This window comes from Actinorhabdospora filicis (assembly GCF_030269765.1).
GTDB classification, from domain to species: domain Bacteria; phylum Actinomycetota; class Actinomycetes; order Mycobacteriales; family Micromonosporaceae; genus Actinorhabdospora; species Actinorhabdospora filicis.
In genome coordinates this window covers 397701-412551 of sequence record NZ_BSTX01000003.1, presented here as the reverse complement: position 1 = coordinate 412551, position 14851 = coordinate 397701, and the positions used below count along the sequence as shown (strand labels likewise).

Annotated in this window: 12 protein-coding genes; 8 read left to right on the top strand and 4 right to left on the bottom strand. The window is 74.5% G+C overall.

Features of this window, described 5'->3' with window-relative positions; all coding sequences use genetic code 11:
- Positions 1-120 precede the first annotated feature (120 nt).
- Positions 121-891, top strand: coding sequence for an alpha/beta fold hydrolase (locus QSK10_RS22155; RefSeq protein WP_285664849.1), 771 nt, complete (start codon positions 121-123; stop codon positions 889-891).
- Here QSK10_RS22155 and QSK10_RS22150 read toward each other — a convergent pair.
- Positions 863-3766 carry an AfsR/SARP family transcriptional regulator gene (locus QSK10_RS22150; protein ID WP_285664848.1) on the bottom strand — a complete coding sequence of 968 codons (2904 nt, stop codon included), beginning with the start codon at positions 3764-3766 and terminating at the stop codon, positions 863-865. The two genes, QSK10_RS22155 and QSK10_RS22150, sit on opposite strands and share 29 nt — an antisense overlap.
- Positions 3767-3857: 91 nt before the next feature.
- On the opposite strand from QSK10_RS22150, the gene QSK10_RS22145 reads away from it, so the two are divergent.
- Together QSK10_RS22145 and QSK10_RS22140 are read left to right on the top strand one after the other, a co-directional pair.
- On the top strand, positions 3858-4862 hold the full coding sequence (locus QSK10_RS22145; RefSeq protein ID WP_285664847.1) for an NADP-dependent oxidoreductase: 1005 nt from the start codon (positions 3858-3860) through the stop codon (positions 4860-4862).
- 131 nt (positions 4863-4993) lie between these two features.
- Positions 4994-6883, top strand: coding sequence for a GTP-binding protein (locus QSK10_RS22140; RefSeq protein ID WP_285664846.1), 1890 nt, complete (start codon positions 4994-4996; stop codon positions 6881-6883).
- Positions 6884-6916: 33 nt separating this feature from the next.
- Here QSK10_RS22140 and QSK10_RS22135 read toward each other — a convergent pair whose 3' ends face one another.
- Positions 6917-7288 carry a YciI family protein gene (locus QSK10_RS22135; protein WP_285664845.1) on the bottom strand — a complete coding sequence of 124 codons (372 nt, stop codon included), beginning with the start codon at positions 7286-7288 and terminating at the stop codon, positions 6917-6919.
- 88 nt (positions 7289-7376) lie between these two features.
- Here QSK10_RS22135 and QSK10_RS22130 point away from each other — a divergent pair, with 88 nt between their 5' ends.
- Entirely contained in the window at positions 7377-8912 is a 1536-nt protein-coding gene (locus QSK10_RS22130) for a hypothetical protein (RefSeq protein ID WP_285664844.1), read from the top strand.
- Here QSK10_RS22130 and QSK10_RS22125 read toward each other — a convergent pair.
- Positions 8909-9586, bottom strand: a complete 678-nt coding sequence (locus tag QSK10_RS22125) for a hypothetical protein (protein WP_285664843.1) — start codon at positions 9584-9586, stop codon at positions 8909-8911. The two genes, QSK10_RS22130 and QSK10_RS22125, sit on opposite strands and share 4 nt — an antisense overlap.
- A 242-nt stretch (positions 9587-9828) precedes the next feature.
- Here QSK10_RS22125 and QSK10_RS22120 point away from each other — a divergent pair, with 242 nt between their 5' ends.
- The 4 genes from QSK10_RS22120 (at position 9829) to QSK10_RS22105 (ending at position 14453) form a co-directional block, all read left to right on the top strand.
- Complete coding sequence (locus QSK10_RS22120; protein WP_285664842.1) at positions 9829-11025, top strand: hypothetical protein; 1197 nt, start codon at positions 9829-9831, stop codon at positions 11023-11025.
- A 97-nt stretch (positions 11026-11122) separates the two neighbouring features.
- A complete protein-coding gene (locus tag QSK10_RS22115) occupies positions 11123-12112 on the top strand; it encodes a cation diffusion facilitator family transporter (protein WP_285664841.1) in 990 nt (329 codons plus the stop codon).
- A gap of 351 nt (positions 12113-12463) precedes the next feature.
- Positions 12464-13891, top strand: a complete 1428-nt coding sequence (locus QSK10_RS22110) for an MFS transporter (protein WP_285664840.1) — start codon at positions 12464-12466, stop codon at positions 13889-13891.
- A complete protein-coding gene (locus QSK10_RS22105; protein WP_285664839.1) occupies positions 13869-14453 on the top strand; it encodes an acyl-CoA-like ligand-binding transcription factor in 585 nt (194 codons plus the stop codon). The genes QSK10_RS22110 and QSK10_RS22105 overlap by 23 nt, the downstream gene beginning before the upstream one ends.
- Here QSK10_RS22105 and QSK10_RS22100 read toward each other — a convergent pair.
- Complete coding sequence (locus tag QSK10_RS22100) at positions 14450-14800, bottom strand: DoxX family protein (RefSeq protein WP_285664838.1); 351 nt, start codon at positions 14798-14800, stop codon at positions 14450-14452. The genes QSK10_RS22105 and QSK10_RS22100 overlap by 4 nt on opposite strands.
- Positions 14801-14851: the final 51 nt, after the last annotated feature.

The window sequence follows — 14851 nt, the reverse complement described above, 5'->3', positions numbered from 1 at the left end:
CGGCATTACCCTGACACGATCACTTGCAAAGAACAAGCACGCAGGTGACGGTGTCACATGTGGCTTATACCTTGTGGGCGCCACCGTGAAACACCGCAGCGACGACCGAAAGGGATCGACATGGCCCAGTACGCCGAGGTCAACGGCGTCCGCACCTGGTACGACGTGCAGGGGGAGGGCGAGCCGCTGGTGCTGATGCACGGCGGCCTGTCCAACGCCGGGGAGTTCCACGGCAACCTGCTCGACCTGACGTCCCGCTTCACCACCTACCTGCCCGAACGCCGGGGCCACGGGCACACCCCCGACGTGGAGGGCCCGCTGACCATCGGCGTGCAGGTGGAGGACGCGATCGCGTTCCTGGACGAGGTCGTCGGCGGCGGGCCGGTCCGGCTCGCCGGCTACAGCATGGGGGCCTCGGTGGCGCTCGGGGTGGCGATGGCGCGGCCCGACCTGGTCGAGCGGCTGGTGCTGATCAGCGGCTGCTACGACCTGGCGGGCCTGCTGTTCTCCCCCGCCGACGGCGACGGCTCGTTCGTGCCCGACATCATCAAGGACATGTACGGGGCGGTCTCCCCCGACGGGCGCGAGCACATCCACGTGGTCGCGGCCAAGCTCTCCGAGGCGGCGCGCACCGAGAAGCCGTGGACCACCGACGACCTGGCCGGGGTCCGGGCCCGCACGCTGATCGTGTCCGGTGACGACGACCTGGTGACGCTGGAGCACACGCTGTCGATGTACCGGGCGATTCCCGACGCCGAGCTGTCGGTGATCCCGCGCGCCTCGCACGTGCTGTTCCTGGACCGTCCCGAGCTCTACACGCGCACCGTGGAGGAGTTCTTGACCCGCGAGCCGAACCCGACGATCATGCCGATCGCGCGAGGCGGCTCCTGATCCGCTCGACGTCGCCCCGCTCGCCGGGTGGCAGCGGGGCGCCGACCTCCTCGCGCAGGGCGGTCGCCTCGGCCAGCAGGCGCCCGGCCTCCTCGCGGTCGCCGGCCAAGGCGTGCGCCCCGGCCATGCCCTCGTAGGCGAGCGCGAGCGCGCGGGGGTCGCCGATGGCCTCGGCGGCGGCCAGGCCCTCGCGGTGCAGGCGCAGGGCGGCCTCGGCGTCGCCGCGCTGTTCGGCGGCGAAGCCGAGTTCGGCCAGTACCAGGGCGAGGCCGGGTTCGCCGCCGACGCCGCGCAGCCAGGGCACCCAGGCCGTCAGGTGGGCCTCGGCCTCGTCGAGGCGGCCCTGGCGGCGCAGGGACAGGGCGAGGCCCACTTCGGCGAATTCCTCGGCGACCCGGTGGGCCTGGTCGCGGGCGAGGTCGCGGGCGCGGGTGTGGTGGGCGTCGGCGGTGGTGAAGTCGCCGCGCAGGAGGGCGATGCGGCCCAGGCCGGAGGTCTTGAAGGAGGCCTCGATCCACAGTCCGGCGTCCTCGGCGGCGCGCAGGCCGTCGGCGTGGAGGAGGGCGGCCTCGTCGTAGTCGCCGCGGATCTCGGCGAGTTCGGCGAGGGTGCCGGTGGCCTGGAGGCGGGTGAGGCGGTCCTCGCCGCCGCGGGTCATGCGTTCGGCCTCGGCGGCGTCGCGGGCGGCGGCCGGGAGGTCGCCGCGGGCGCGGTGGACGGTGGCGCGCAGGGCGTGGGCGGCGGCGATGATGGGGTAGTGCTCGCGGCCGGAGGCGTTGAGGGCGGCCTCGACGAGGGCCTCGGTGGTGGCGAGTTTCCCGAAGCCGCGGTTGGCGTGCGCGAGGTACCAGTGGGACCAGGGCCGCCGTTCTGCGGGGACGCCGCGGGCGATGCGCAGGAGTTCGGCCTTGGGGAGGGTGTCTCCCGTGTACAGTCCGGCGCCGGCGCGCCAGACGCGCAGCTCGGGGTCGTCGCAGAAGGCGAGGACGTCGTCGAGGGCGCGGGCGGCCTCGGCGTAGCGGCCGCGGCGGACGAGGGGCCCGGCGAGGCGCCCGGCGAGGGCGGCGGCCTTGGCGTGGTCGAGGCGCAGAGCGGTGTCGAGGGCGGCGCGGAAGTTGGCGGCCTCGGCGTCCACGCGACTCTCGTCGGCGGCGGCGCTCAGGTAGTGGTCGAGGTGGCGCAGGCGGACGGTGTCGGCCTCGCCGGAGGCGGCGAGGCGTTCGGCGGCGTAGGCGCGCACGGAGTCCAGGAGCCGGTAGCGGGGCCCGGCGGGGGTGTCGGCGAGGGCGACGAGGGAGCGGTCGACCAGGCGGGACAGGGGGTCCAGGACGCCGGGTCCGGCGACGGCCTCGGCGGCGTCGAGGTCCCAGCCTCCGGCGTGGGCGGAGAGGCGGCGCAGGGCGTCGCGTTCGGGCGCGGCGGCCAGCTCCCAGCTCCAGTCGATGACCGCGCGCAGGGTCCGCTGGCGGGAGGGGGCGTCGCGGGCGCCGCCGGTGAGGAGGGTGAAGCGGTCGGCGAGGCGGTGGGCGAGGCCGTGGACGCCGAGGGTGCGCACGCGGGTGGCGGCCAGTTCGAGGGCGAGGGGCAGGCCGTCGAGGTGGGCGACGATGGCGTCGACGGCCTTGTCCGCGCCGTCGGGGATGGCGGTGGCGCGGGCGCGGAAGAGGGCGGCGGCGTGCCCGGCGGGCAGGGGCGGGACGGGGTGGACGGTCTCGGCGGCCAGCCTGAGGGGTTCCTGGCTGGTGGCCAGGACGCGGGCGCCCGGTCCGCGCAGGAGGGTCGCGGCGACCTCGGCGGCGGCCTCGATGACGTGCTCGCAGTTGTCGAGCAGCAGGACGGCGGCGGCGAGGTCGGCGGGTTCGTGGCCGACGGCGGCGGTGACGGCCTCGGCGACGGCGGCCGCGGACGCGCCGCGCGGCAGGCCGGAGAGGTCGACCAGCCACACCGGGTCGGTGTGCCCGCGCGCGACCTCGACGGCCAGGCGGGTCTTGCCGACTCCGCCGGGCCCGGTGAGGGTGATCAGGCGACCGGGGAGGGCGCGGACGGCGGCGATCTCGCCGTCGCGGCCGATGAGGGGCGCGGTGGGCGCGGGCAGGTTGCCGCGCGGGGCGGCGGCCGGTGCGGCCACCGGTCCCAGGGACGGGTCGCCGCGCAGGATCGCGGTGTGCAGGGCGGCCAGCTCGGGCGCGGGGTCGAGTCCGCTGTCCTCGGCGAGGCGGTCGCGGTGCTCGGCGTAGGCGGCGATGGCCTCGGCGTGGCGGCCCAGGGCGTAGAGGGCGCGCATGTAGACGGCGAGGGTGCGGGGACGGCCGAGGCCGACGGTGCCGCGGGCGACCTCGAAGGCGCTCTGCGCGTCGCCGAGGCCGAGGCGGGCCTCGCCCAGCTCGTCCCACACGACCTGGAGCTCGTCGAGGTAGCGGACGCGGGCCGCGCGCAGCACCGGCTCGGTCTCCTCACCCTCGCCCAGGTGGTCGCGGCTCCACAGTCCGGCGGCGGCCGACAGGAGCCGCTCGCGCTCGCGGCCGGTGGCGGCGCGGGCGGCGCGCGCCAGGCGGCGGAACTCCCCGGCGTCGACGGCGTCCTCGGGCACGTCGAGCAGGTAGCCGCCGGAGCGGCGGGCCACCAGGGCCTTCGCGCCGGGCTCGGCGGCGTCCAGGGCCTTGCGCAGGCGCGAGACCTTCGCCTGGAGGGCGTTGGCGGGGTTCTCGGGGAGGTCCTCGCCCCACAGCTCGCGCAGCAGCCGCTCGTCGGGCACCGCCCGCCCGGGCACGGTGAGCAGGATCGTCAGCAGCGCCCGCACCTTCGCCTCGGGCACCTCGACGCGCGCCCCGGCGTCGGTGAAGGCGGCGACCTCGTCGAGCAGCGCGAATCTCACCGCGCAAAGCTAGCCGACAGTCCACCGACAGGTTTCCGGCAGCGACCTCTCGCATCGTTCCCCTCACAGCGAACGACGAAGGAGCGCAGAAATGACCGTCACGACCCGCGAGATCCACCTGGCCGCCCGCCCCACCGGCGTCCCCGCCCGCAGCGACTTCCGGCTCGCCGAGACGGTCCTGCCCGCCCCGGCCGAGGGCGAGGTCCTCGTCCGCAACACGTGGATGTCGGTGGACCCCTACATGCGCGGCCGCATGGACGACGCGCCCTCCTACATCCCGCCCTTCGCCCTCGACGCGCCGCTGGAGGGCTCGGCGGTCGGCGAGGTCATCGCCTCCCGCGCCGAGGGCGTGCCGGTGGGGACGCTCGTCTCGCACTTCGCCGGGTGGCGCGAGCACGCGCTGCTGCCCGCCACGGCGGTCTTCCCCATCGACGCCACCGGCATCCCCGCCGAGCACTTCCTGGGCGTCCTGGGCACCACCGGCCTCACCGCGTGGGCGGCGCTCACCGACGCCGCGCCGGTCAAGGAGGGCGACACGGTGTTCGTCTCGGCCGCCGCCGGGGCCGTCGGCAGCGTCGCCGGGCAGCTGGCCCGCCGCTACGGCGCCGCCCGCGTCATCGGCTCGGCGGGCGGCCCGGACAAGGGCGCGCGGGCGGTGCGCGACTTCGGCTACGACATCGCCCTCGACTACCGCGCCGGGGACCTGGCCGGGCAGCTGGAGCGGGCCGCGCCCGAGGGGATCGACGTCTACGTCGACCACGTCGGCGGCGACCACCTGGAGGCCGCGATCGGCGCGCTGCGGCCCGGCGGGCGCATCGCCCTGGTCGGCGCGATCTCCTCCTACAACGACACCGAGCCCGCGCCGGGACCGGCGAACCTGTTCCGGCTGGCCGCGCTGGGCGCCTCGGTCAAGGGCGTCCTGGTCAACCACTACCTGGACCGCTTCGGCGAGTGGATCGGCGAGGCCGCGCCGCTGCTGGCCGAGGGCAGCCTGCGCGGGACGAGCACCGTCCTGAACGGGCTGGAGAAGGCCCCGGAGGCGTTCCTGGGCGTGCTGTCGGGGGCGAACGTCGGGAAGATGCTCGTTCGTCTCTAAAAACCGGTTGCGATGCGGCGGGCGCTCTCGTAGCGTCCGCCGCATCCGTACTCCCTAGTGGCTGGAGACCCCCATGCGCCGACGCTCGCCTGCCTTCGCCTTCATCGCAGCCGAGCCTTTGGGGATCTTCTTTGCCGCTCAATCTAGGGATCGTCGCCCATGTCGACGCCGGTAAGACCAGCCTGACCGAACGCCTCCTCCACCTCGCCGGGGTCATCGACCACATCGGCAGCGTGGACCGGGGCTCCACCCAGACGGACACGCTCGAACAGGAGCGCCGCCGGGGCATCACCATCCAGTCCGCCGTGGTGGCCTTCACCCTCGACGGGCTCGACGTCAACCTCATCGACACCCCCGGCCACGGCGACTTCATCGCCGAGGTCTCGCGCGCCCTGAGCGTCCTGGACGGCGCGGTGCTCGTGGTCTCGGCCGTGGAGGGCGTGCAGGCGCAGACACGTGTGCTGCACCGCGTCCTGACCCGCCTGGGCATCCCCACGCTCATCTTCGTGAACAAGGTGGACCGGGTCGGCGCCCGCGAGGACGGGCTGCTGGCCGACCTGGCCGCCAAGCTCGCGCCGGGCGTGGTCGCGATGACCGGGGTCGACGGGCTCGGCACGCGCGCGGCCACCGTGTCGCCGCGCGGGCCGCTGTTCGAGGCGCTCGCCGAGACCCTGCCCGACGACCGGCTCCTGGAGTCCTACGTGGACGGCGTCGCGCTCCCCGAGGGTGAGGCCCGCGCGATCCTCGCCGAGCACACCCGCGCCGGGCGAGCGCACCCGGTCTACTTCGGTTCGGCCATCACCGGCGCCGGGGTGCCCGAGCTGATGTCGGGGCTGGTGGAGTTCCTGCCCGTCACGCCCGAATCCGAGGGCCCGCCACAGGGCTCGGTCTTCAAGATCGAGCGCGGCCCGGCCGGGGAGAAGGTCGCCTACGTGCGGCTGCGCTCGGGCGTCCTGCGTCCCCGCGAGCGCGTCGAGGCGCACCGGCCCGCCGGTGGCTACGAGGTCAAACCGACCGCCGTGCGGCCCTTCACGCGCGGTTCGCACACCGCGCCGGGCGAGCTGCGCGCGGGCGGCATCGCGAAGGTGTGGGGGATGCGCGAGGCGCGCATCGGCGACGCGATCGGCTCCCGCGAGCTGCTGCCGCCGCGCACGCTCTTCGCGCCGCCGACGCTGGAGACGGTGGTCCGCGCCACCGACCGGCGCAAGCTCTTCGCGGCCCTGACCGATCTGGCCGAGCGCGATCCGCTCATCGACGTCCGCGCCGGTGACGACATCACCGTGTCGCTGTACGGGGAGGTCCAGAAGGAAGTCATCGCCGCGACCCTGGCCGCCGAGTTCGGCGTCGAGGTGACCTTCGACGAGACCCGCACCGTCCACATCGAGCGGCCCACCGGGACGGCCACCGCCCGCCGCTGGTGGGGCGAGACGCCCTGGCCGGCCGCGGTGGAACTGCGCGTGGAACCCGCCGAGGGCGTCACCTACGGCTTCGAGATCGAGCGCGGCGCGCTGCTGCCCGCCTACCACCCGGCGATCGAGGACACCGTGTACGAGGTGCTCAAGCAGGGCGTGTACGCGTGGCGGGTGGAGGACGTCCGGGTCACCCTGACCGCCTCGGCCTACAGCAGCGTGTCGACCAACGCCGGGCACTTCCGGCGGATCGTGCCGCTGGCCCTCGCCGAGGCCCTGGCCGCCGCCGGGACCGACGTGCACGTGCCGCTGCACTCCTTCGAGCTGGAGGCCCCCGCGGAGTCGCTGGGCGCGCTGATCGTGCTGCTCAAGGAGTTCGACGGCGAGCTGCGCTCCCAGCACGTCCTGGACGGCGTGTGCCACATGACCGGGCTGCTGGAGGCGGGGTCCCTGCACGGCTTCGAGCGCCGCCTGCCGCCGATCACCTCCGGCGAGTTCCTGTTCCTGGCCGAGGCGCACGGCCACCGCCGCGTGGACGGCGATCCGCCGGTGCGCGAGCGGGTGGGTCCCGACCCGTTCAACCAGGCGGCGTACCTGCTGGACGTGAAGTGAGCGGGGCGGGACCGGTGGTCCCGCCCCCGTTTCTCAGACCTCGGCCGAGGCGTAGAACACCACCGGGCTGACCTGGATGCCCAGGCCGTCCACGGCGGCGTCGGGGATCATCGCGGCCAGTTCGAGGGCGCGTTCCTCGTCGGCGACCTCGACGAGGTAGAAGCCGCCGAAGAACTCCTTGGCCTCCAGGTAGGGGCCGTCGGTGGCGACCTTGATGCCGTCCTTGACGCGCACCACCTTCGCCTTGGACAGGTCGGGGTCCAGGGCGGCGGTGCCGATCAGCTCGCCACTGGCGCGGGTGGCCTCCATGAACGCGCCGTGGCCGTTCATGACGGCCTGGCGGCGCTCCTCGGGCAGCGCGTCCCAGATGGCGGGGTTGCCGTGCATGATCAGCATGTACTTCATGGTGTGCTCCTTAGGTCGGTTGAGAGCCTTTCACCGGTCGGTCGGGGCCGTCGGGGGCTTCTCGACATTTCCGCGCGGAGGGATTTCGGTGCTGGACGGTCTCGATGACATCGACTGGGGCGCGCTTCGGCACAACTACGGTTCCGCCGGGGACGTGCCGGGGCTGCTGCGGGCGCACGCGGCCGGCGAGGAACCCGACGACGACCTGCGGAACCTGCTCTACCACCAGGGCGGATGGGTGCCGAGCGCGGCGACGGCCGCCCTGCCGTTCCTGGTCGAGCTGGCCGGGACACCGGGGACCCACGAACGCCCGGACATGCTGGAGATCGTGGGGGAACTGGCGCAGGAGGCGACCTGGTCGCGACACGTCGACCCGGGCTGGGCGGCGGCGTGGGTGGCGGTCCTCCCCCGCGTCACCGCCCTGCTCGGCGACCCCGAGCCCCGGATCCGGTCGGCGGCGGCGCAGGGCCTGGCAGCCTGCGGCGAGCACGGCCCGCTGCGGGCGCGTTTCCCGGCCGAGACCGATCCCATGGTGCGCGTCGAAATCGCCACGTACCTCATCGAGGCCGGGGACGACCTGCGCGGGGACCCCTCGCCCGAGGTGCGACTGATCTCGCTCGTGGCGGCGGGGGCGGAGGCCGAGGGGGTCTACGACGCCCTCATCGCCACCGATCCCGCCGTGCTCTCGGCCTGGGGCGACGAGACGACCGTCGTGCGACGCATGGGCGCCGACGCCCGGCCCGGCTTCGTCCACCGTCTCCTGACCGCCGGACGCGGCCTGAGCGCGGCGGCGGTCCTGCTGTCGGAGCGCCGGGATCTGGACGGCGAGTTCGCCGGGGCGATCGCGACCCTGAGCCCGGACCCGGACGCGCTGCGGCTGCTGGCGGTCCTGTCGGTCCCGTGCCCGGCGCTGTTCGCGGGTCTCATCGACGATCCCGAGGTCGGTGACATCGCGGTCTGGGCCCTGGCGCGGCTGGGCGACGAGCGCGTCATCGCCCCGCTGGTACGGCGGGTGCGCGAGGACTCCTGGCATCACACGCGGGCCCACTTCACCGGCACGCACCGGGTGGGCGACCTGCCCTCGATCGGCGAGGTGCTGCAGGCGCTGCCCCGCGAGCGGGTCGCGGCGGTGCTCCCGGCGGTCCGGGAGCGGCTGCGGCTGGGTGGCGGGCAGGAGCGGCTGGACTACCTGAACACGCTCATCGCCTGGGGCGCGCTCGCGGTGGAGGCGCTGCCGGAGGTGGCGGCGCTCGATCCGCCGCTCGCCCGGCGGGCGGAGGAGGCGATCCGGGACGCTCCGGCGCGTCCGGCCGCGGAGGAGCTGACGGCCTCCGATGAGTGGACGCGGGTGCGTGCGGCTCGTGCCGAGTGGCGGTCCACGGGCGACCACACCGTCGCCGCGCGGGTTCTCGTCGCCGTCGTCACCGGGTCCCTCGACGGCGGGCAGGCGTCACCGGCGGCACGTGCCGCGCTCGTCCACCTCGGCGAGATGGGGGCGCGGGAGGCCGCTGCGCCATTGGCCCGTCGGGTGCTCGACCACGTCGGCGGGTTGCATCACTTCGGCGGCTGGCGCGCCTTCACCGAGGACGGCGAGTGGCGGCGGGCCGCACAGGCCCTGCTCTAGGTCGTGAGGCTCTCGGTGAGGTCCTCGACGATCCAGTCGCGCCAGGAGCGCAGGGTGACCGGGGCGGCGGGGTTCTCCAGGGCCCACAGGAGGTATCCGGCGCGGGCGGCGACGATGACGTCCTCGTTGTCGTAGGCCTCGGCGAGCTCCTCGCGGAGCGCGACGGAGTCCAGGTGCCTGGCCAGCAGCGGATAGCGGCGGTCCTCGCAGCGGTGGAGGCGGTAGGCGGCGTCGATGACGGCCTCGGTGGCCATGTCGCGTGATCCGACCGGGACGCCGTCGCGGACGAAGCGGTCGAGCACGCGTTTCTTCAGGTGCCACGGGGACCCGGCGGCCAGCTCGGTGTCCCACGTCTCGGGGTAACGGTTCTCCAGGGTCAGGAACAGGACCGCGTAGGGCGCCAGGGCGGCGCTCTCGTCGGCGTCCCCGTAGGCGAAGCGGTCGACCAGCCCGCAGAGGGTCCCGTCACCGGCTTCACGGAGGGCGCGCCCGACCTGGTCGGATTCGGCGAGGAGCCCGGGGGGAACCTCGCGGTCGTCGTCGCGGAGGGTCCAGATCAACGCGTCGAGCTCGTGCGCCCGCTGCCACTGTTCGCTGTATTCGTCACTGGCGACCTCGTGGCGGGCCAGGGCCGCTCCGCGCAGTCGCGGATCGTCCGAAACCAGGTCGAACATCCACGAATTGTCGAGATGGGGAAGTGTGGACATGCGCGCAGCCTGCCACACATTCCAGGGATTACGCCGCCCTCTTTTCAGCCCTCGGGCGTAGCGGGGTCCAAGGAAGTCTCACCGATCACACCTACGGGGGAGGAAATCGGCGTTTCGGCCCACACCCGACGGTGAAACGGTGAACGGCGCGGCGGGCCCGGCTTGCCCCGCGGAATTACCCTTTTCTCCTCTCTGAAGGAGGCATGCCCGTGCCCGATCCGCTCGCTCCGACCATGCTCACCAAGATCCGCGCCTTCGCGCGCCGCGAACAGGACGCCGGTCTCCTGGAGGCGCTGCGCCAGGCCGGCAAGAGCGCCTACCAGGAGCTGCTGGACGCCGAACAGGCGCGCGTCCAGGGCTCGCCGTGGGAGGCCTCACCGGCCGTCGCCGGGCAGCTCCTGGCCTCGTGGAACGCCTATGTCCTGCAGATCCTCGGTGAGACGCTGCTGGACGCCGACTACGCCGCCGACCCGGGCACCGTCGGGTACGTCCCGGAGGTCACCTTCGGGCAGGTCTCGGAGTGGTTCGGGGCCGTCGAGGGCTGGCTGAGCCGCGCCCGGCAGGCCCGCAGCAATCCCGACCACGACCTGGCCGCCGAGCTGGCCCTCCCGGCCGGGCTGCCGCCGTGGATCGAGGTCGACCCGTGCCCGCAGGAGCACCTGACTGCGCTGCTGGCGGCCGTCCCGCCGATCCGGGAGCACGCCGAGGTCGCGTTGCACGCCCTGGGCGCCGAGGGCCTGCCGCCCGAGCGGCGGGCGATCGTGAACCGGCTGCGCCAGATGAGCGCCGAGGCGGCCGCGGCCGTCGACTACGCGCTCGGGCTGCGCACGCCCAAGCACAATCCGCGCCTGCACGAGCTCATCGAGAACAACCTGAAGCAGGCCCTGGAGCTGTGGTTCCAGATCGGCCAGCTGGCCGCCATGCCGCGGCTGCTGACCACGGGCTACCGCCCGCCGCGGCCCGCCGCGCGTCCGGACGTCTCCCGCCTGCCGGGCGGTGCCCGCTTCGACCCGTGGGCGCTGACCGACCCGCGCAGCCTGTCGCGCTGGCGCGCCGACAAGCGCGCCCGCCAGGCCGTCAAGGAGATGTGGGAGTTCGACGACAACCCCGCCCAGACCATGGCCGCCAAGGCCGAGATCGACGCCGCCCTGGCCGCCGGGGACATCGCGCCGATCAGCATCAAGGGCGGCGGGACCTGCTACTACGAGTGTCCGTGGCCCGCGCTGTACGAGGTCCGCCGCCCGGTGCGGATCATGGGCCGGGGCCTGCGGGTCATGCAGCAGTTCACGCTGCGGACCTCCGCCGACGACATCCCCGCCGGTGGGCGCTTCACCCGCGAGCTGGTGACGGGGCCGTTCCGGGCGACCGACGAGATCGACTACTGCGACCCCGACGGCGAACACTGATCCGCCCGGCCGCCCGGGTCGCCCCGGCCCGGGCGCGTCATATTGCGAACAACGCATATATTGGAGGCGCAGCTTTCGGACACGGGGAGGACCGGCGATGGGCCACGACCACGGGGACCACTCTCATGAGGGGCACGGCCACGGGGGCCACGCCGGTCACTCCCACGGGGTATCGGCCGACGCCGACAAGCGCTGGCTGAGCATCGCCCTCGGGCTGATCGTGGTGTTCATGGCCGCCGAGGTCGTCGTCGGCGTCGTCTCCGGCTCGCTGGCGCTGCTGTCGGACGCCGCGCACATGCTCACCGACGCCGCCTCCATCGTGCTGGCCCTCATCGCGATCCGGCTGGCCGCCCGCCCACCGGCGGGCGGCTACACCTACGGCCTCAAGCGCGCCGAGATCCTCTCCGCCCAGGCCAACGGCCTCACGCTGCTGCTGCTGGCGGGCTGGCTGGTCTACGAGGCGATCGAGCGCCTCATCGACCCGCCCGAGGTCGCCGGCGGCCTGGTCCTGGTGACCGCCCTGGTGGGCATCGTGGTCAACCTCGCCGCCGCCTGGGCGCTGTCGCGGGCGAACCGGACCAGCCTGAACGTCGAGGGCGCCTTCCAGCACATCCTCACCGACCTCTTCGCGTTCATCGGCACCGCCGTCGCCGGGCTCGTCATGGTCCTCACCGGCTTCGCCCGCGCCGACGCCATCGCCTCCCTCTTCGTGGCCGCCCTCATGATCAAGGCCGGTATCGGGCTCGTCGCCGCCTCCGGCCGCATCCTCCTGGAGGCCGCGCCCGCCGGGATCGACCCCGCCGCCCTCGGCCGCCACCTCGCCGAGATGCCGCAGGTCGTGGAGGTCCACGACCTGCACGTCTGGCAGATCACCTCCGGCCAGCCGGCCATGTCCGCGCACGTCCTGGTCACCCCCGACGCCGACTGCCACGCCGTCCGCGAGGAGATCGAGACCTGGCTGCGCGCCGAGCACGAGCTCGACCACAGCACCCTCCAGGTCGACCACCTGGAGAGCGGCCCGGCGGGCGGCGAGCACGCCGACGAGCACTGCGCGGACCCGCACGGGGTGGTGTACCGGCAGGGGTGACCCACCGGGAATCACGACGCGCCAGCACGAGGGCCACGCACGGATGGGCGAGGCCGCACCGGCGGGAAGGCCGCGGACCGGGCGCGGGCTGTCATGGCGCGGCAAGGCCACGAGGCCCCGGCCGGTGCCCGGCGAGCCCGGGGTGAGCGGGACGCTCCCACCCGAGTTCAGTCGGCAAGGCGCGAGCCGCAGCGGCCGTAGACCCGGCCGGCGGCCCCAGCCCGGCCAGTGGTGGGGCATGGCCGCAGGCCCGGGTGAGCCGGGCGGGTGGCCACGCGAGATTCTGACAGTTACTCTCATTTGAGAGTCACTGTCAGAATCTCCCTTCCGCCGCCCACCCCCGGGAGCCCCATGTCCATCGCCACCGCCCCCTCCCCCACCCGCCGCTGGGCCGCGCTCGGCGCGCTCATGCTCTGCGTCCTGCTCATCGACCTCGACACCACCGTCCTCAATGTCGCCCTCCCGGCCCTCTCCGGCGATCTCGGCGCCTCCACCGGCGCCCTGCAATGGGTCCTGAACGCGTACACGATCGTCTCGGCCGCCCTGCTGATCCCGGCGGGCGCGCTGGCCGACCGCCTCGGCCGCAAGCGCGTCCTGCTCTGCGCCGTCGGTGCCTTCGGCGTCGGCTCGGGAGTGGGCGCCTACGCCACCGACGCCGGTGTGCTCATCGCGGCCAGGGCGGTGATGGGCGTGGGTGCGGCGGCGATGCTGACGCTGACCATGGCGCTGGTGCCCGCGCTCTTCCCGCGCGAGCAGCTGGGGCGGGCGATGGCCTTCGCGTCGGTGGCGGGCCTGATCGGCTTCCCGCTGGGACCGGTGCTCGGCGGTTTCCTGCTGGACCGGTTCTGGTGGGGCTCGGTGCTGGTGATCAACGTGCCGCTGGCGGTGGCGGTCCTCGCCGCGTGCGCCGTGGCGATCCCGCCGGACGCCGGTGGCCGCACCCCGCCGCCGCGCGCGGTCCCGACCGCGCTGCTCGTGGCGGGCCTGGCGGCCCTCACCTACGGCGTCATCGCCGTCCCGGAGCGCGGGTGGGGCGATCCGCTCGTGCTCGCCGCGCTCGGCGGGGGCGCGGTCCTGCTCGCCCTCTTCACCCGGGGCCAGCTGCGGGCGAGGGCGCCGATGGTGGACCTGCGGTTGTTCGCCGACGCGCGGTTTCGCTGGTGCACGATCGTGGCCGTGCAGGTCTCGCTGGTCCTGGCCGGGCTCCTGTTCGCCTACCCGCAGTACCTGCGGCTGACGCGCGGGCTCGACGGCGTCCCCACGGGACTGGCGCTGCTGCCCTTCGCGGCGGGGATGATGGCGGGCGCGCAGATCGGCGGACGGGTCCTGGCCCGCGCGGGCCTGCGCGCGGCCGTCGCCGGGGGTTCGGGCGTCCTGGCCGCCGCGCTGGCCGCGGGCGTGTTCACCACCGCCGCCAGCGGGCACGTCTTCCTCGCCGCGTGGACGGCCGCCGCGGGCGCGGGCATGGGCGTGGTGATGGTCCCGGCGATCACCGCGGTCCTGGAGACGCTGCCACCCGACCGCGCGGGCGCCGGATCGGGCCTCAACCAGAGCCTGCGGGGCGTGGGGACGGCCGTCGGCGTGGCCGTCCTCGGCGGGCTGCTGACCTGGGCGGCCGGAAGCCCCAGGCTGGACACCGGCGACCTGGCCGGCGGGCTGCGCGCCGTCCTCGCGGTGTGCGCGGCCACGGCCGTCCTCACCGGGCTGCTCGCGGCCCGGCGGCTGCCCGGGCGGGCGCGCGCGGGAGAATCGGTCCATGACCTCGCCGGGACTGCGTGAGCTGAAGAAGGCCAGGACGCGCCGGACGATCCGGGAGCACGCCCTGCGCCTGTTCGCCGAGCGCGGCTACGCCGCCACCACCGTCGACCAGATCGCCGAGGCCGCCGAGGTCTCCCCCTCGACGTTCTTCCGCTACTTCCCCACCAAGGACCACGTGGTCCTCGACGAGGACGCCGACCCGGTGCTGGTGGCCGCCGCGCGGGCGCTGCCCGAGGGCGTCCCCGTCGCGCGCGGCCTGCGCGAGGCGATCCTCGCCGTCCTCGACGGGCACACCCCGCCCGCCGGGGACATGCTCGCCATGACCCGCCTGGCCTTCGGCGAACCCGACCTGCGCGCCCGCACCCTGGAGCACGCGCTGGCCACCGAGGCCGCGCTGGCCGGGATCCTCGCCGAGCGCCTCGGCCGCGACCCCGGCGACATGCGCCTGCACGTCTTCGCCGGGGCGGTGCTGGCCGCGTGGGTGACGGCGATGCGCACGTGGTCGGCCGAGGACGGCGTCCGGCCGCTCGCCGAGTACCTCGACGCCAACCTCGCCTACCTGGAGGCGGGGCTGCCGCTCTAGTCCAGCAGCCCCAGCACGAGCGTCCCGGCGGCGAGGGCGAGGAAGGCCGCCGGGAACGCGATGTTGTGGAAGACCCTCGCGCGCACGTGGGCGATCATCGCGCCCACGAAGAACAGCACGAGCCCGATCGCGGCGGCCTCCCCGATCAGCGGCACTCCGAGCAGGCCGAGCAGGACGCCGGCCGCCCCGGCGCCCTTCAGCACCGCCAGCGGCACGATCCACTTCGGCGCCAGCCCGACCAGGGCGGCGTTGCCGCGGACGAAGGACGCCCGCGCGAACCCGGCGACCATCTCGAAGCCGTTGGCCAGGACGGTGAGGGCGGCGACGATGAGGAACGCGATGTGCATCAGAGCCTCCACGGTGGTGGTGTGCCCTCAGCCTCGGCCCGCGCGGCTCCC